This window comes from Luteibacter pinisoli (assembly GCF_006385595.1).
In the GTDB taxonomy this organism is placed as follows: Bacteria; Pseudomonadota; Gammaproteobacteria; order Xanthomonadales; family Rhodanobacteraceae; genus Luteibacter; species Luteibacter pinisoli.
This window is the reverse complement of record NZ_CP041046.1, coordinates 2,807,837-2,824,308: the sequence shown is the minus strand read 5'-3', so window position 1 is coordinate 2,824,308 and position 16,472 is coordinate 2,807,837. Positions and strand designations below refer to the sequence as shown.

Genomic DNA, 16,472 nt, shown 5'->3' with positions numbered 1-16,472 from the left:
CCGTACTGGCGCTATACCCGGTGTCTGGCCTACCTCCCCCCCCGAGGCCCACACTGAGGCGCCCTCTGCGGAGCGACTTTCTTTTCAAGGCCCCGGTCTCGCGACCGGGGCTTTTTTTCTGCTCAGAGCGCCGTGGTGAAGCGGCAGCCGGTCGCGGTGCGCAGGGATTCGACATCCACCTCCGGGGCCAGCTCGATCAGCGCGAGGCCGTCCGGGGTGACGTCGAACACGCCCAGCTCGGTGATGATGCGATCGACGACGCCCTTGCCGGTGAGCGGCAGGGTGCAATGCTCGAGGATCTTGTGGCCGCCATCCTTCGCGGTGTGCTCCATGACCACCACGACGCGTTTCACGCCTGCCACCAGGTCCATGGCGCCGCCCATGCCCTTGACCATCTTGCCGGGCACCATCCAGTTGGCGATGTCGCCCTGGTCCGTCACCTGCATGGCGCCGAGGATCGAGATATCGATGTGGCCGCCGCGGATCATCGCGAACGAATCCGCGCTGGAGAAAAACGCCGCGCCGTCGCGCGCCGTCACCGTCTGCTTGCCGGCGTTGATCAGGTCGGCATCCACTTCGTCATCAGAGGGGAAGGGGCCGATGCCGAGCAGGCCGTTCTCGGATTGCAGCCACACATCCACGCCCTCGGGCAGGTGGTTGGCCACCAGCGTCGGCAAGCCGATGCCGAGGTTGACGTAATCGCCGTCGGAGAGCTCCCTGGCGGCGCGCTGCGCCATCTGTTCACGGGTCCAGGCCATGGTGTTCTCCTTCAGGCGCGCACGGTGCGCTGTTCGATGCGCTTGGACGGCGCGGGGTTATGCACGATGCGGTCGACGTAGATGCCGGGCGTGTGGATCTGGTCCGGGTCGAGCTCGCCGACCTCCACCATGATCTCGACCTCGGCCACGCAGACCTTGCCCGCGGTGGCGACCATCGGGTTGAAGTTGCGGGCCGTCTTGCGGAACACGAGGTTGCCCGAGGGGTCGGCCTTCCACGCCTTCACCAGCGCCACGTCGGCGACGATGGAGCGCTCCATCACGTACATCTGCCCGTCGAACTCGCGGGTCTCCTTGCCCTCGGCCACCTGGGTGCCGTAGCCGGTACGGGTGAAGAACGCAGGGATGCCGGCGCCGCCGGCGCGCAGCTTCTCGGCCAGGGTGCCCTGCGGGGTGAACTCCACCTCCAGCTCACCGGCCAGGAACTGCCGTTCGAATTCCTTGTTCTCGCCCACGTAGGACGACACCATCTTGCGGATCTGCCGGGTCGCCAGCAGCAGGCCCAGGCCCACGCCATCGATGCCGGCATTGTTGGAAACCGCGGTGAGCTGCTTCACGCCGGAATCGCGCAGCGCTTCAATCAGCAGTTCGGGGATGCCACAGAGGCCGAAACCACCGACGGCGATGATCTGCCCATCGGCCACCAGACCGGCCAGCGCCTCATGGGCGGAGGCCACACGCTTGTCGCGCTTGTGCGACGTCACCTGGTTCATGCGTACCTGCTTCCTTCATGGCGGGCCAGCCGCCGGTTCGCCGGCCATCATAGCCGACCGCCGTCACGTTCCGTCGCCGTTTTGCGCGGCATCCTTGGCCGATGTGATGCTGCATTGCGGCGAATCTCGCGTGAATTTCGCCAAGCGCGGTGGCATCGCGCTGACTATCCTCAACCCTTTCCACACGCTTCGCTGGAGTCCCTCGTGAGCAAGCAGAAGATTGGCGTGATCGGCATGGCCGTGATGGGCCGCAACCTGGCCTGGAATATCGAAAGCCGCGGCCACGCGGTATCCATCTATAACCGCACCAAATCCCGCACCGACGAGGTGATGGAGGAGAGCAAGGGCAAAAAGCTCGTGCCCACCGATTCACTGGAAGCGTTTGTGGATTCGCTGGAGAAGCCCCGCCGCATCCTGCTGATGGTGCAGGCCGGCAAGGGTACGGATGCGGTGATTGAAGAACTGCGGCCCCTGCTGGATAAGGGCGATATCGTCATTGATGGCGGCAATACGTATTACAAGGACACCGTGCGCCGCGGCGAGGAGCTGGCCAAGGACGGCCTGCATTTCATCGGTACCGGCGTTTCCGGTGGTGAAGAAGGGGCCCTGAAAGGCCCGTCGATCATGCCGGGCGGCCCGCGCGATGCGTATGACCTGGTCGCGCCGATTCTTACGGAAATCGCCGCGAAAGCGCCCGATGGGGAGCCCTGCGTCACCTATATCGGCCCAGGCGGCGCGGGCCACTACGTCAAGATGGTGCACAACGGCATCGAGTACGGCGACATGCAGCTCATTGCCGAAAGCTACGCCGTGCTGAAACACGTCGTGGGCCTCTCCAATGAGGAGCTGGCCGATGTCTATGATGAATGGAACAAGGGCGAGCTCGACAGTTTCCTGATCGAGATCACGGCGCGGATCTTCCGTCGCAAGGACGAGAAGACCGGCAAGATGCTCGTCGACGTGATCCTGGACCGGGCCGCGCAAAAGGGTACCGGCAAGTGGACAAGCCAGAGCGCTCTGGACCTTGGCGTGCCACTTACCCTCATTACCGAGTCCGTTTTCGCCCGCGTGCTGTCATCCATGAAGGACGAGCGCGTCGAGGCCAGCAAGCATCTGAAGGGCCCGGAAGCAGGCAAGTTCAGCGGCGATCGCAAGGCCTTTATCGAGGCCGTGCGCAAGGCGCTTTACATGAGCAAGCTCATTTCGTACGCCCAGGGCTTCGCCCAGCTGCGTGCCGCCTCTGAAGAAAACCAGTGGGACCTGCATTACGGCGATATCGCCAAGATCTTCCGCGCGGGCTGCATTATCCGCGCCCGCTTCCTGCAGAAGATCATGGATGCGTATAAGACGGACCCGAAGCTGAAGAACCTCCTGCTGGATCCGTATTTCCGCGATATCGTCCAGGGTTACCAGGGCGCATTGCGCGAGGTGGTGGCCGAGGCCGTGCGCATTGGCGTGCCGGTGCCGGGGTTCTCGGCGGCCATCGCCTATTACGACAGTTACCGGGCGGACGTGCTGCCGGCCAACCTGATCCAGGCCCAGCGCGATTTCTTCGGCGCACATACCTTCGAACGCGTGGACGAAAAGGGCAGTTTCCACGCGGAATGGGCCCAGGGCTGAAGCTGAACGCGCCGGGCCATTAAATGCACATCGGGCGCCGGCCCGGTGTGCCGATTATGTGCGTGGGTCGCGTTGTTACAAATGCACGCTAGCGCTGGTAGGGAAGCTCCCTATAGAGTTGGGCAAATCGGCTGGTCACCCCAAGGGGCCAGTGGCCGGCAGATCCAACTTAGGGAGTAGGTTGTTCCATGCTTAGAAGTTCCCTGATCGGCGCTACGGCGCTGGCGGTAGCGCTTGCCGGATGCACGACGCTGCCGCAACCCAAAGACGATGGCGCACTGCAGCGTGAGGCGCTGGCGGGGACTGAAAAGCCCGCCCCGCGCCCGCTCATCGCGCCCCCGGCGGGCCCGCAGGGGGCCACCGTCGCCCCGGCCCAGATCACCACGGGCACCGGCGAGTTCGTCAAGCCCGTGGGCCTGGCCCAGCCGAAGCCCGTGGCCGAGGGGCAGGGCACGGTCACCTTCAATTTCGAAAACCAGCCGGTCGAGTCCGTGGTGAAAGCCATCCTGGGCGACCTGCTGCACGAGAACTATTCCATCGTCCCCGGCGTGCAGGGCAACGTCTCGTTCTCCACCTCGCAACCGGTGACGGCCGAGCAGGCGCTGCCGATCCTGGAAACCCTGCTGTCGTGGACGGGCAACGCCCTGGTCCGCACCAATGGCCGCTACGTGGTCATGCCGTCGAAGGACGCCGTGCCGGGCAACGTCGTGCCCAGCATCGGTGCCACGGCGCCCCCGGGTGGCCTGCAGGCCCGCCTGTTCCCGCTGCACTTCATCTCGGCCACCGAGATGCAGAAGCTGATCAAGCCGTTCGCACGCGCGGATGCGACGCTGCTGGCCGATCCCACCCGAAACGTGATTGTCATGGCCGGCACGGCCAGCGAGCTCGACAACTACGCCCGCACGGTGAAGACCTTTGACGTCGACTGGCTGCGTGGCATGTCCGTGGGCGTGTTCAGCCTGCAGCGGGCGGAAGTGAAGGACCTGACGCCGAAGCTCGATTCGATCTTCGGCGACAAGGGCAACACGCCCATGGCCGGCATGCTGCGCTTCATCCCCATCGAGCGGACGAACTCGCTGGTGGTGATCAGCCCCAACGCCACCTACCTTGAAGAAGTGAAGAGCTGGATCGACCGCATCGACCGCGGCGGCGGCAACGAGCCGCAGCTGTTCGTGTACGACGTGCGCAACGTCCAGGCCTCCGACCTGGCCGACTATCTCTCCGATATCTATGGCGGCGGCTCGGGCGGCAGCGGCTCGGGCGATCGTGGCGGCCGCGTCGGCCCGGGCCTCAGCTCCGGCACCCTCGGCAGCAGCAGCGACAGCGACCTCGGCAATCGCGGCGGCTCCGGTATGGGCAGCACCACGGGCGCCTTCGGCAACAGCAGCTCGTCGGGCAGCGGTTACCTCAACACCACGAATAATTCCGGTACGTTCGGTTCGAACGGCACCAGCGGCAGCAGCACCGGCTCGTCGTTCGGTAGCGGTTCGTCCTCCTCCGGCGGTGGCCTCGACGACGATTCGTCCTCGCGCCGCCAGCACAGCGGTGGCATCACCACCGACGATGGCGTGCGCATCACCTCGGTCGACACGAACAACCAGCTGATGATTCGCTGCCGTCCTTCGCAGTGGGCGGAAATCGAGCAGGCGATCAAGCGCCTGGATGCCGTGCCGCTGCAGGTGCAGATCGAGACGCGCATTCTTGAAGTGAACCTGACGGGCGAATTCCGCTTCGGCGTCCAGTGGTACCTGGAAGGGCTCGTGGGCGGCACGAATGGGTCGGTCGGCCAGCCCGGCAACAATCAGCAGTGGGCCATCGGCAACATAGGCAACGTCTACACGCCGTCGACGGATGCGTTCTTCTACTCCTTCGTCAATAACAACCTGTCGGTGGCGCTGCACGCCCTCGAACAGAACGGCAACACGAAAACCCTGTCGGCACCGTCGCTCGTCGTGCTGAACAACCAGAAGGCACACATCCAGGTCGGCGACCAGATTCCCATCACCCAGACCTACGTCAACACCGGTGCCAACACCGACAACACGATTGGCCAGGTGGAATACAAAGACACCGGCGTGATTCTGAACGTGCGTCCGCGCGTGAATCCGGGTGGCCTGGTGTACATGAACATCAACCAGGTGGTGAGCTCGCCGGGTACCAAGGATCCGACGACCGGCAACTTCCCGATCCAGCAGCGTGAAGTGGCCACCCAGGTCGCCGTGCAGAGCGGCCAGACGGTGCTGCTCGGCGGTTTGATTCGCCAAATCGATGGCACGACGGACACCGGTATTCCGGGCTTGAACCGTATCCCGGTCTTCGGTCGCCTGTTCGGCAGCACGGATCGCACGAAGAATCGCACCGAGCTGATCGTGCTGATTACCCCGAAGGTGATCACCAGCGGCGATGAAGCCAAGCAGGTGACGGACGAGTACCAGCAGAAGTTCGAGTCGCTGCGTCCGTTCACGGGCAAGCCCGTAGGGACGACGCGTACGGCAACGAGTGAGCCGACGATCACAGTGCCCCTCAAGTAAGAAGGACGGATCGCGCTTGCGTGCAAGCGCGATCCTCGCGACTCATAGACAACGTCCAAGAACTTAGGCGAGCCTACACGCGCGAGGCCATGCCTTACCCGTCGCCGCGAACCTCGCTTACGCAAATACGAGCCATCGTTTGCTTCGCTGGCTCGTACGGCAGGCCATCCTGATCGCGACCCAATCGGGTCATAAAACGCGAAGATCAGGAGAGGTCACATGAAGATCGTTAGTAGGGTTGCAGCCACCGCTGCGCTGACCGTCGGAGCGGCATTTCCCGCTATCGCGGGTGCCCCATGATGCGAATTCGCGCGGAACCGTGAGGACAGTGCGGGCGGCACATCAAATCGTCACTTGCGATTACAAGAGCATCACTGGCTACTTTCTCGTAGGAATGATGGGGTCACTTGGTTGTCGTCTGGCATATATGTTGGAAAGCCATTTCGATAAACCTGCGGGTACGGTGATGCGGATCTGCCCAAATCAGGCACTGCCCGACGGCTGGCATATCATCAACATCGTCGGGATACCCAAGGGATGTCCTACCGATAGCAATATGAAGGGCTCCTACTGGGAAGTCCGTCGCGACGCTTGATTGAACGGCGGCCGGGCTTGCGACTGGTGGGCGATGGTCGCAAGCTCGGTGAATTGAATAGCGTCACGAGAGCCGCTATTTCGCCGTCCTGACAGGCGAGGGGTAAACCGGCGCCGGCGGCCGGTACGGCTGCACGCTTTGCCCCAGATTCGTGCCCATGCGCTGGCCGAGGGCGGCGGCGTTGTAGAGGCCCAGCCGGTTTGACGACACCTTCCTTACGTCGTTCGTGTCCAACGGCGAAGGCATGCCGGCCGGCACAACAAGGGCCTGGATGAGGCAGGCGTAGGAGAGGGCGGCGCTGCCCGTGTGCGCGGGTTCGATACACGTCGTGTTCGCCTGCGCGTGGACGCCGGGAAGGTCCACCACGGATTGCGCATGCACGCCCGTCGCGGCTAACCATCCGACAAACAAAAGACAATACTGCCGAATACGCATAGCCGTTTCCCGTAGGCATCCGCGCGTTGGATAACACGTCGTGCCACGCAGGGGGAAGCGCGTCACGTCTGTCACGGTGGTGTCATCAACCTTGTCACCAAACCGGCGCCTTTGTGTCATGCGCGCTGCCTAGCCTTGCGCCGATTACCCCGTCATGCATTGGCACGCGAGGAACTTCCGTGACACGTGGTGTCCTCGCACTGCTGGCCTGCGTGCTGTGCTTTGGCACGGCGCAGGCGGCACCACGGGGAGGGGATGCTCCGCCAGGGACTACGCATGGACCGACGCGCTTTGACATCGACGCCCAGCCACTGGCCGGCGCGTTGCGTGCGTTTAGCGAGGCCACGGGCGTGGCCGTGCTGGTCGACGACGCGCTGGTCGCTGGCCGCGATTCGCCCGGGCTGCATGGTGAAGCGCCGCCGCGTGACGGCCTGCGCATCCTCCTGGTCGGTACCGGCCTCAGCGCGCACTTCAGCTCGATGAACGCCTTTACCGTCAACACGACGCCAGCGGACGCCAGTGAGGCGGCCAGCGGCACCTCGTCGCCTGCGCCAGCGGCGCTCGCCGACGCCGATGCGGTCGAGCTGCAGCGCGCCGTGGAGAAGGTGCTCTGTGTCCGTGGGGATACCCGGCCCGGGACGTTCCGTCTTGCGATGCAAATTTGGATCGATGCGAATGGCGGTGTCGCCGATGTGCTGGCGCTCGCGCCATCGGGTGACGACGCACGCGATGCCCGCGTCGTCGCCGCGGTGCGCCGGGCGCGCGTACCGCCACGGCTGGCGGCCGGTAGCCCGTTCACCGTGCTGCTGGCGCCGTCGCAGCGCGACGCGTGCGGTGTCGCATGAGTACCGATGCGTCCCTGCTAGGTCTTTTCCTCGCGAACTACGACGACTTCCGCCGTCGCCTGCGTCGCCGCCTGCGCTCCGACGACCTTGCCGATGACGTGATGCAGGAAACCTACCTGCGCGTGGAAAAGCTGGCGATGCCGGAAGGGCACGCCACGCATCCCACCAGCTATCTGTTCCGCATGGCCCTGAACATGGCCGCCGACCACCACCGTAGCCAGGGCCGGCTGCTCACGGGGGACGAGGTGGACGAACTGCTTCACTCGGTCGACAACGTGATCGAGCCCTCGACGGTGCTGGCCTCGCAGCAGGACATCGCGGCACTCAGCGTGGCCCTGGACGGGTTGACCCGCCGCCAGCGCGAGATCCTCCTCGCCGCCCGCGTCGACGAGCTGCCGCAGGCCGATATCGCCGCCCGCCATGGCATCTCGGTGCGCATGGTGGGCAAGGAACTGAAGAAGGCACTTGAGACCTGTGCCACGAAAACGGGCCGTCGTTCGTACCAGCGGTTCGGTCCCGGGGCGCGGGAAACGTCTTGAGCGTTATGGAACCCTTACACCGCCATGACAGCGACAGCCAGGCGCATGCCTGGCTGGTCCACCTCACCTCCGGCACGGCCACGCGCTCGGACGGCGAGGCGTTCCGCCTGTGGTGCACGGCCCGTCCGGAAAACGCGGAAGCCTTCGCGCGTGCCCGGGCCCTGTGGGAGGTCCTGGGTCCCGCCGCGGCCTTGCGTGCCCACGAGCGCGGCGCACGTGAGCAGGCGAGGGCGCGGCACGCGGTGCGCGTGTCACGCCGCGCCTTTCTGGGTGGCGCTGTCGCGGCTTCCATCGCGGGCCTGCTGATGGTCCGCAGCGACGTCTTCACGCGGGGATCCACGCCGGATGGTCGCGGCCTGCGCACGCGCGTGGGCGAACAGAAGCGCATCACCGTCGCACCCGGCGTCGACCTGGAAATGAATACCGACACCGACATCGCCGTGCGCGAGCGCGGTGGGGTGGTCACTGGCATGCACCTGCGCCAGGGCGAAGCTGTCGTCCGCATCGATGCGGGACGGAAGGATCCCTTCGTGGTGGAAGTGGCCGATGGCCGGCTGTTCTCGGCACCGGGTGCATCGTTCGCGGTGCGCTGCGCGGACGATGCCGCCACGGTGACCTGCCTGGGCGGCCAGGCCGTGATCAACCGCGCGGGCACCAACGTGCCGGTGAAGCCGTCGCAGCAGGTCGCGTTTGACGCCAATGGCATCGGTGCCGCCATGGCGGTGAATCTCGATACCGCACTGGCCTGGCGCGAGCGCGTGCTCATCTACGACAACCAGCCGCTCGCCGATGTCGTCGCCGATATCAATCGCTATCGACCCGGCCGCATCGTCATTACCGACCATGCGTTGGGCGAGCGCCGCGTCCATGCGCGTTTCACGCTCGACCAGATGGGCGAAGTGGCCACGCTGATCCAGGACGCCTACGGCGCGCACGCCACGCATTTGCCGGGTGGTTGGGTGTTGCTCAGCTGAGACCCGCATGAATTTTTCGTGACACCGGTTCAGTGCCACCCCGGCCCACGCGTCTAAAGGGCAAACGGAATACAGGGGAAAGTCCGCGTGGGTACACGAGCACTACGGGTGAACGCATGAAGCGTGCCGCGAACCCACTGGCGAAGGCTCTGGTCATCGCCATCGCGCTGGGCATCACGGCCCAAGCCGCCGCGCAGGATGCGCCGCAAGCGTTCGACGTGAACGAGTACGTCGTCGACGGCAACACGACGCTGCAGCCGGTGGATATCGAAACCGCGGTGTACCCGTTCCTGGGCCCCGGCAAGTCCATGAATGACGTGAGTGGTGCCCGGGATGCCCTGCAGAAGGTGTACCAGGCGCATGGCTACCAGTCCGTCGTAGTGGACATCCCGCCGCAGCAGGTGAAGGAAGGCGTGATCCGCCTGCAGGTGACCGAGAACACCATCGGCCACGTGCGCGTGGAAGGCGCGACCTACCGTTCGCCGAAGGACATCCGTGAGGGCGTGCCTGCGCTGGCCGAAGGCGGTGTGCCTGACTTCAGCGCGGCCCAGCAGCAGCTCACCGACGTGAACCGTCGCGCGGGCGCCCAGGTGGTGCCGGTGCTCACGCCCGGCAAGCTGCCGAACACGATGGACGTGACGCTGAAGGTCAACGACAACAAGCCGCTCACCACCAGCCTTGAAGTCAACAACGACCACAGCGTGAACACGCCCGAGCTGCGCACCGTGGCCAGCGTGCGCGACGACAACCTGTTCCAGAAGGGCCAGGCCGCCTCGCTCACCTACATCGTCGCACCGCAGGATCGTCATAGCTCCGAAGTCTGGGCGGGCTCGTACCTCATCCCGTTCAACGGCGACTGGAGCATGCTGGCCTCCGGTTACAAATCCAACAGCAACGCCAATGCCGTCGGCGGCACCACGGTGCTGGGCAAGGGCAATGCGTTCGGCTTCACGTTCGTGCGGACGCTGCCGACCCATGGCGAGTACTCGCAGTCGCTGTCGCTCGGGGTGAACCGCAAGCATTTCGACCAGAACCTGGTACTGGGCGAGGAGACCTCGAAGTCGCCGATCACCTATATCCCGGTGAGCGTCACTTACCAGGGCCAGCGCATGGGCGAGAAGTCCATGAGCACGGTGTCGCTCGGCGGCGTGGCCGGTTTCCGTGCCGGTGGCAGCAGCGCGGCCGAGTTTGATAACCAGCGCTACCAGGCGAAGCAGAACTTCTTCTACGTGAAGGCCGAAGGCGGCCACACGCGCAACTTCGACAACGGCTGGAGCCTGGTCGGTCGCCTCGCGCTGCAGCTTTCCACCTCGTCGCTGGTCTCGAGCGAGCAGTTCGCCGCGGGTGGCGAGAGCACCGTGCGTGGTTACCTCGAGGCCGAGGAAACCGCCGATCACGGTGCCATCGGGTCCGTGGAACTGCGCACGCCGTCGCTCGCCGCGCACGTCGGTAGTTGGGTGAACGACTGGCGTTTCCTCGCCTTCGCGGACGGTGCGCACCTGCAGCTGATGAACGCGCTGCCGCAGCTGATCGACGCCGCCAACCCGGATTCGGGCAGCCGCACGGTGAAGAGCTACGACCTCTCCAGCGTCGGTCTCGGCACGCGCTTCCAGCTGTTCAACATCGCCACCGGCGCCTTCGAGATCGCTTACCCGTTCAACGACGGGCAGGCCACGAAGGCCCACGACACACGCATCCATTTTTCTCTCAAGGCCGAGCTCTGACATGAAACGACTTCTGTTCCTTGCCTCCATGCTGGTCGGCCTTGCGCCGGTAGCCCATGCCGCCGATGCGTCGTGGTGGAACCAGGATTTCGCCTATCGCAAGGCCATCACCCTCGACACCACGGCGAAGGGCGGCAACGTCACCACCGCCGCGGGCCGCGTGCCGATGCTGATCCGCCTGCACTCGGGCAACTTCACTTTCGACGGCGTCCGCGAGTCCGGCGCGGATATCCGCTTCGTGGCCGCCGACGACACGACGCCGCTGAATTACCAGGTGGAAAGCTTCGACCCGGTGCTCGGTGTCGCGCTGGTCTGGGTGGACGTGCCGCAGCTGGGCGCCGAGGCACAGCAGCAGGTGTGGATGTATTACGGCAACCCGAAGGCGCAGGGCGCCGACAAGGGCGCCGCCACGTTTGATGCCGACTATGCGGCGGTGTACCACTTCGAAGACGCCGCCGGCACGCCGCCGCGCGATGCCACCGCCTACGCCAACAACGCCGCCGGCAGCGTGGCCACGGTGGACGGCATCATCGGCAAGGCCGCCCGCTTCGACGGCAGCCATGGCATGAAGCTGCCGGGCAGCGTCTCCACCGCCGTGGCGCAGGGCGGTGCCTTCACCCTCAGCGCGTGGCTGAAGCCGGACGCGATCCAGCAGGGTAAGGTTACGCTGTATGCCCGCCACCAGGGCACGCAGGCCCTCATCGTCGGCCTGCAGAACGGCGCGCCGTTCGTGCAGGTGGGTGAGGGCGACGCCGCCCCCGCCAGCACGCCGGGTGAGCCGCTGAAGGCCGCCACGTGGGCGCACCTCGCGGTAACCGCCGCGGACGGCAAGGTGCAGCTCTATGTGGACGGCAAGCCGTACGCCTCGCTGGACGCCGCGCTGCCGGCCATGAACACCGAAGCCTCGCTCGGCAGCGATGCCGCCGACGCGACGAACGCCGGCGCGGCCTTCGCCGGCCTCATGGACGAAGTGCGCCTCTCGCGCATTGCCCGCCCCGCCGCGCTGATCGCGGTGGACGCCCAGGCCCAGGGCGCTGAATCGAAGCTGGTGGCCTACGGCACCGACGAGAAGCAGGCGGGTGTCGGCTTCGGCTACTTCGGCATCATCGTGAAATCCGTGACGCTCGACGCCTGGGTGGTCATCGGCATCCTGATGATCATGGCCGTTATCTCCTGGGTGGTGATGTGGCAGCGTGCCACGTACGTCAACCGGGTCAGCCGCGCCAACGAAGACTTCCTCGAAGCCTTCCGCAAGCAGGGCCGGAACATCCTGGCCCTGTCGCGCGACCCGACGGCGGTGCGCCTTGCCGATGCCTCGCTGTATCGCCTGTACAAGGTGGGTGCGGGCGAAGTGTGGAACCGCCGAGACGCGGATGGCCACGACCATATCGCCCCGGAATCCATCGAAGCCATCCGCGCCACCATGGATTCCACGATGGTGCGCGAGAACCAGCGCCTGGCCAAATCGATGGTGATGCTCACCATCGCCATCTCCGGCGGCCCCTTCCTCGGCCTGCTTGGCACCGTGGTCGGCGTGATGATCACCTTCGCGGCCATCGCCGCGGCGGGCGACGTCAACGTCAACGCCATCGCCCCGGGCATCGCCGCCGCGCTGCTGGCCACCATCGCCGGCCTGTTCGTCGCGATCCCCGCGCTGTTTGGCTACAACTACCTGCTCATCCGCAACAAGAACGTCACCGCGAACATGCAGGTGTTCGTCGATGAGTTCGTGACCCGCCTGGCCGAACAGCAGCGCACCGTGGCCCCGGCCGCGGTCGCCGCCTGAGGCGCCCGACATGCGCGCGCAGGACGACGACAAGCCGTATGACGACATCAACATCACGCCGATGCTCGACCTGGCGTACGTGCTGCTCGTCATCTTCATCATCATGACCACCGCCTCGGTGCAGGGCATCAAGGTGAACCTGCCCAAGGCCTCGGCCGCGGTAAGCATGGCCAAGCCACAGACCAAGGCGATCACCATCTCGGATACCGGCCAGGTCTACCTGGACGCCTACCCGGTGACGCTGGCCGAACTGGAACAGCGCCTGCGCTCGCTCAAGGCACTCACGCCGGATTTCCCGGTGGTGGTGAAGGGCGATTCCACCGTGCAGTACCAGAAGGTGATGGACATCCTCGACCTGCTGCGCCGGGTGGACCTGCCGCAGGTTGGCCTGGTCACCGGCAAGGCGCCGAAGGGCTGATGGCGTGGACGCATTCGAACCACGCCGTCGCCCCCCACGCCGCTGGCTCGGCCCGGCTATCGCCGTGGCGGTGTTGCTTGGCGTGCTCGCCCTGGTCTGGCACTTCGCCTTCAGCACCGTGGGCGTGCGCCGCGAGGCGCCGCGCATAGCGACGATCACGCCGCTGCCGCCGCCCCCGCCGCCTAAGGAAAAGCCGCCGGAGCCGGCCAAGCCGGAAGAGAAGATCAAGCCGGTGGACGAGAAGCCGCTGGACCAGCCGCAGAAGCCGGTGGATGCGCCGAAGCCGAGCAACGACGTGGCGAAGCAGGTGACGATGAACACCGATGCCCAGGCCGGCAGCGACAGCTTCAACATCGGCGCAGGCGCCGGTGGCGGCATGGTCGGCGCCGGTGGCGGCAACGGCACGGGCACCGGCAGCTACGACCAGTACCTGGGTTACGCCATCCAGCAGGCGGTGCAGCGCAACGACAAGGTCAACCGCCTGTCGTTCGAGGTGCGCGCGGATGTGTGGCTGGACGCCGACGGCCGCCTCGTGCGCGCCGACATCGCCCAGTCCAGCGGCAACCCGCAAACCGACGAGGCACTGATCGAGGCGCTGCGCGCGATGCCGCGCATCGATGTCGCGCCGCCGTCGTCGCTGCATTTCCCCCTTCGCGTGTCCATCCGCGGGAAACGTCCCGCATGAACCACGCCACCCCATCCAAGCCCCTTGTTTCCCGGAGATTTCGCATGACCATCGGAAAGGCACGCCAGCGACCCGCGCGCGCCCTGCTGGCCGCCGCCATCGGCCTGGCGATGTGCGCCGGAAGCGTACACGCGCAGGCCGCCGCGTCGGAGAACGCCACCATCAACCTCGTGCGCCTGCTGGTGAAGCGTGGCGTGCTGACCCAGGCCGACGCCGATGGCCTCATCGCCCAGGCCAATGCGGATGCCGCGCAGGCGCAGAAGCTGGCGGGCACCGCCAACGCCGCGCCGGCCACGCCGGGGCAGGTCCGGGTCACCTACGTGCCGGAAGTGGTGCGCAACCAGATCAAGGACGAACTGCGCCAGGAAGTGGTGGCGCAGGCGAAGGACGAGCACTGGGCCGAGCCGGGCAAGTTGCCCGAGTGGCTGGATCGCATCAGCTGGACCGGCGACATGCGCGTGCGTGACGAGTTCCACTACTACGACAAGGGCAATGCCCCGCAGGTGGTGGATTTCGCTGCGCTGAACCGCACCGGCCCGTACGATCTCAACGGCGCCACGCCGCCGCCCCAGCTCAATACGCTGGAAAACCGCACCAACTCGCTGCGCATCCGTGCCCGCCTCGGCGTGAACGTGGACCTGGGCGACGGCGTCACCGCCGGCATCCGCCTGGGCACCGGCAACGACAACAACCCGGTCTCCACCACGCAGAACCTTGGCGGCGGGCTGGGCAAGAAGAACGTGTGGCTCGACCAGGCCTGGATCGCCTGGCGCCCGACGGACTGGGTGAAGGTCACCGGCGGCCGCATGCCGAACCCGTTCCTCAGCACCAACCTCGTGTATGCCGACGACCTCAACTTCGACGGCATCGCCAGCCACTTCGACGTGCCCGCCACGGACGACGTCAACACCTTCGCCACGGTCGGCATGTTCCCGATCGAGTACCAGTCCGACGACTTCCCGTCGCAGGCCGGCACCAAGAACGCCAGCCGCGACAAGTGGATGACCGGCGCGCAGCTCGGCGCGTCGTGGAAGTTTGCCGACGACGCGGAATGGAAGTTCGCGCTGGCGTACTACCGCTTCGACAACATGCGCGGCCAGCTGTCCGATCCGTGCCCGATCTACCTGGGCGTGACCTACTGCAGCACGGACGCCACGCGCCCGACCTTCATGCAGAAGGGCAACTCGCTGTTCCTGATTCGCGACATCATCCCGGACCCGAACTCGCCCAGCAGCTACGCGCAGCCGCAGTTCGTCGGCCTGGTGTACGACTACCACGTGGCCAACGCCACCACGCGCCTGGACATGAAGGTGGCGGATACACCGCTGCGCCTGGAAGGCGATTACATCCGCAACATGGCGTACCACCGCCGGGACGCCTTCGCCGACGACATCGGCATCAACCGCCTGGTCAACAACTTCGGTGCGGGTGATGTCTCCGCGGCCACGTACAAGAGCGGCCCGGTGGGCTGGATGTTCCGCGCCACGCTGGGTGACCCCGACCCGCATGCGGCGGGCGACTGGAACGCGAGCCTTGCCTACAAGTACCTGCAGCCGGACGCCACGCTGGATGGCCTGAACGATCCGGACTTCCACCTGGGTGGCACCAACGCCAAGGGCTTCATCCTGGGCGGCAGCTACGGCATCTCGAAGTACTCGTGGCTGAGCCTGCGTTACTTCAACGCGAAGCAGGTGTTTGGCCCGCCGCTTTCCATCGATGTCTTCCAGCTTGAAATGAATGCCCGGTTCTAAGGAGGCGACATGAAACGCTCGCTCATCGCCATCGCTTTGATCGCCTCGGCCCCTGCGGCCTTCGCGCAGCAGGCCAGCCTGGAAAGCCGCATCCGCGACCAGCTGCGTGATACGCGCACGCAGCTGCAGGATCTCCAGGCACAGCAAGCCAGCTGGGCGGCGGAAAAGGCCCAGCTGGAGAAGGAACGCGACGCCGCGAAAGCGGACGCTGAAGCCGCTCGGGCGGGGGCGAAGAAGGCCCCGGCGGTGTCACCGGAGACGACGCGTGCACTGGCGGTGGAAACCCAGCGTCGCGAGGCCGCGGAAGCCAGCGCACAAAAGGGCAGGGCGGAGGCGGATTCCGCCGCCGTGGCGTTGCGCACGGCGGAAGCCGAGCGCACGCGCCTGGCCAAGGCACTGGAGGCGGCCACCGGCCAGGTGGATGCATGCACCGCGCGCAACGTGCAGATGTACCGGGTGGGCCAGGAAGTGATCTCGGCCTACGAAAACCTGGACATGGGCGATGTGCTGTCGTCGCGCCAGCCGTTCGCGGCGAAGTCGCGGGTGAAGCTGGAAACCGCCGCGCAATCGTTCAGCGACCGGCTCTACGACCAGCGCTTCGATCCGCGCGCCGGCCAGGCGTCCGCCAGCCCATGATCAAGGACTCCGCACGCGTGAGCAGCCTGCACGGCCTTGCCGAGATGTTGCGCCAGCTCTACACGGCGCGGCAGGCCAAGGCGGCCGACATCCTGCTTGAGCGCGTGCCGCGCGCCGACCTGGAGCAGTTGCTGGGCGAATCCTCCGCGTTCCTCGGCGCGCGCGTGCGCTATGCCATCGAAGACGCGCTGCGCCACCGCAAGGCCGCTGCGGATGACAACGCACAGGGCACGCTGCGTGCCATCGCGGCCGTGCTCAACGCATGGCTGCACGATGGCCGGCGCCTTGCCATACGCGCCGTACTGCGCGAACTCAGCGCGGATGAGCTCGCCGAGCTTGCCGCGCTACCCGACATCCATGACGAAGTGGCGTCGATGACCAGCGATTTCACGGGCGGCATCGCTCCGTAACCGACGCCCCAGACATAACCCGTTTCACGAGGCC

15 protein-coding genes are annotated in these 16,472 nt (G+C 66.0%); 12 read left to right on the top strand and 3 right to left on the bottom strand.

What is annotated here, in order from left to right; translation table 11 throughout:
* Window positions 1-122: 122 nt before the first annotated feature.
* Together FIV34_RS12750 and FIV34_RS12745 are read right to left on the bottom strand one after the other, a co-directional pair.
* Window positions 123-758, bottom strand: coding sequence for a 3-oxoacid CoA-transferase subunit B (locus tag FIV34_RS12750; RefSeq protein WP_139983330.1), 636 nt, complete (start codon window positions 756-758; stop codon window positions 123-125).
* 11 nt (window positions 759-769) lie between these two features.
* Window positions 770-1,489: a CoA transferase subunit A gene (locus tag FIV34_RS12745; protein ID WP_139983328.1), complete on the bottom strand. Its 720-nt coding sequence runs from the start codon at window positions 1,487-1,489 to the stop codon at window positions 770-772.
* Between the two features lie 204 nt (window positions 1,490-1,693).
* Here FIV34_RS12745 and gndA point away from each other — a divergent pair, with 204 nt between their 5' ends.
* Window positions 1,694-3,109: an NADP-dependent phosphogluconate dehydrogenase gene (gene gndA / locus FIV34_RS12740; protein WP_139983326.1), complete on the top strand. Its 1,416-nt coding sequence runs from the start codon at window positions 1,694-1,696 to the stop codon at window positions 3,107-3,109.
* Between the two features lie 188 nt (window positions 3,110-3,297).
* The gene (gspD, locus tag FIV34_RS12735) at window positions 3,298-5,640 is read left to right on the top strand and encodes a type II secretion system secretin GspD (protein ID WP_139983324.1); all 2,343 of its coding nucleotides are present in this window, start codon (window positions 3,298-3,300) and stop codon (window positions 5,638-5,640) included.
* Window positions 5,641-6,310: 670 nt separating this feature from the next.
* Here the strand turns inward: gspD and FIV34_RS12730 are convergent.
* Window positions 6,311-6,616 (bottom strand): hypothetical protein, encoded by a 306-nt coding sequence (locus FIV34_RS12730; protein ID WP_139983322.1) that lies wholly within the window; start codon window positions 6,614-6,616, stop codon window positions 6,311-6,313.
* Window positions 6,617-6,849: 233 nt separating this feature from the next.
* Between FIV34_RS12730 and FIV34_RS12725 the strand changes: the two genes are divergently transcribed.
* From FIV34_RS12725 to FIV34_RS12680, 10 genes are all read left to right on the top strand, one after another.
* A complete protein-coding gene (locus tag FIV34_RS12725; protein WP_170207626.1) occupies window positions 6,850-7,515 on the top strand; it encodes an STN domain-containing protein in 666 nt (221 codons plus the stop codon).
* A complete protein-coding gene (locus tag FIV34_RS12720) occupies window positions 7,512-8,054 on the top strand; it encodes an RNA polymerase sigma factor (RefSeq protein WP_139983318.1) in 543 nt (180 codons plus the stop codon). Before FIV34_RS12725 ends, FIV34_RS12720 begins: the two co-directional genes overlap by 4 nt.
* 5 nt (window positions 8,055-8,059) lie before the next feature.
* Entirely contained in the window at window positions 8,060-9,028 is a 969-nt protein-coding gene (locus FIV34_RS12715) for a FecR family protein (protein WP_139983316.1), read from the top strand.
* Window positions 9,029-9,144: 116 nt separating this feature from the next.
* Complete coding sequence (locus tag FIV34_RS12710; protein WP_139983314.1) at window positions 9,145-10,752, top strand: ShlB/FhaC/HecB family hemolysin secretion/activation protein; 1,608 nt, start codon at window positions 9,145-9,147, stop codon at window positions 10,750-10,752.
* Between the two features lies 1 nt (window position 10,753).
* Window positions 10,754-12,538, top strand: a complete 1,785-nt coding sequence (locus FIV34_RS12705) for a DUF2341 domain-containing protein (RefSeq protein WP_139983311.1) — start codon at window positions 10,754-10,756, stop codon at window positions 12,536-12,538.
* 10 nt (window positions 12,539-12,548) lie between these two features.
* Entirely contained in the window at window positions 12,549-12,956 is a 408-nt protein-coding gene (locus FIV34_RS12700; RefSeq protein ID WP_139983309.1) for an ExbD/TolR family protein, read from the top strand.
* Window positions 12,957-12,960: 4 nt separating this feature from the next.
* Window positions 12,961-13,641, top strand: a complete 681-nt coding sequence (locus tag FIV34_RS12695) for an energy transducer TonB family protein (RefSeq protein WP_139983307.1) — start codon at window positions 12,961-12,963, stop codon at window positions 13,639-13,641.
* A 44-nt stretch (window positions 13,642-13,685) separates the two neighbouring features.
* The gene (locus FIV34_RS12690; RefSeq protein WP_170207625.1) at window positions 13,686-15,392 is read left to right on the top strand and encodes a putative porin; all 1,707 of its coding nucleotides are present in this window, start codon (window positions 13,686-13,688) and stop codon (window positions 15,390-15,392) included.
* Between the two features lie 9 nt (window positions 15,393-15,401).
* Entirely contained in the window at window positions 15,402-16,028 is a 627-nt protein-coding gene (locus tag FIV34_RS12685; protein WP_139983303.1) for a DNA repair protein, read from the top strand.
* Window positions 16,025-16,438: a hypothetical protein gene (locus FIV34_RS12680; RefSeq protein WP_139983301.1), complete on the top strand. Its 414-nt coding sequence runs from the start codon at window positions 16,025-16,027 to the stop codon at window positions 16,436-16,438. The genes FIV34_RS12685 and FIV34_RS12680 overlap by 4 nt, the downstream gene beginning before the upstream one ends.
* The last annotated feature ends 34 nt before the right edge of the window (window positions 16,439-16,472 follow it).

Excerpts from the sequence above, each read along its gene's own strand:
- gspD (WP_139983324.1), top strand. The coding sequence starts at position 3,298 with ATGCTTAGAAGTTCCCTGATCGGCGCTACGGCGCTGGCGGTAGCGCTT.
- FIV34_RS12680 (WP_139983301.1), top strand. The coding sequence starts at position 16,025 with ATGATCAAGGACTCCGCACGCGTGAGCAGCCTGCACGGCCTTGCCGAG.
- FIV34_RS12690 (WP_170207625.1), top strand. The coding sequence starts at position 13,686 with ATGACCATCGGAAAGGCACGCCAGCGACCCGCGCGCGCCCTGCTGGCC.
- FIV34_RS12700 (WP_139983309.1), top strand. The coding sequence starts at position 12,549 with ATGCGCGCGCAGGACGACGACAAGCCGTATGACGACATCAACATCACG.
- FIV34_RS12720 (WP_139983318.1), top strand. The coding sequence starts at position 7,512 with ATGAGTACCGATGCGTCCCTGCTAGGTCTTTTCCTCGCGAACTACGAC.
- FIV34_RS12685 (WP_139983303.1), top strand. The coding sequence starts at position 15,402 with ATGAAACGCTCGCTCATCGCCATCGCTTTGATCGCCTCGGCCCCTGCG.
- FIV34_RS12715 (WP_139983316.1), top strand. The coding sequence starts at position 8,060 with ATGGAACCCTTACACCGCCATGACAGCGACAGCCAGGCGCATGCCTGG.
- FIV34_RS12750 (WP_139983330.1), bottom strand. The coding sequence starts at position 758 with ATGGCCTGGACCCGTGAACAGATGGCGCAGCGCGCCGCCAGGGAGCTC.
- FIV34_RS12745 (WP_139983328.1), bottom strand. The coding sequence starts at position 1,489 with ATGAACCAGGTGACGTCGCACAAGCGCGACAAGCGTGTGGCCTCCGCC.
- FIV34_RS12705 (WP_139983311.1), top strand. The coding sequence starts at position 10,754 with ATGAAACGACTTCTGTTCCTTGCCTCCATGCTGGTCGGCCTTGCGCCG.
- FIV34_RS12710 (WP_139983314.1), top strand. The coding sequence starts at position 9,145 with ATGAAGCGTGCCGCGAACCCACTGGCGAAGGCTCTGGTCATCGCCATC.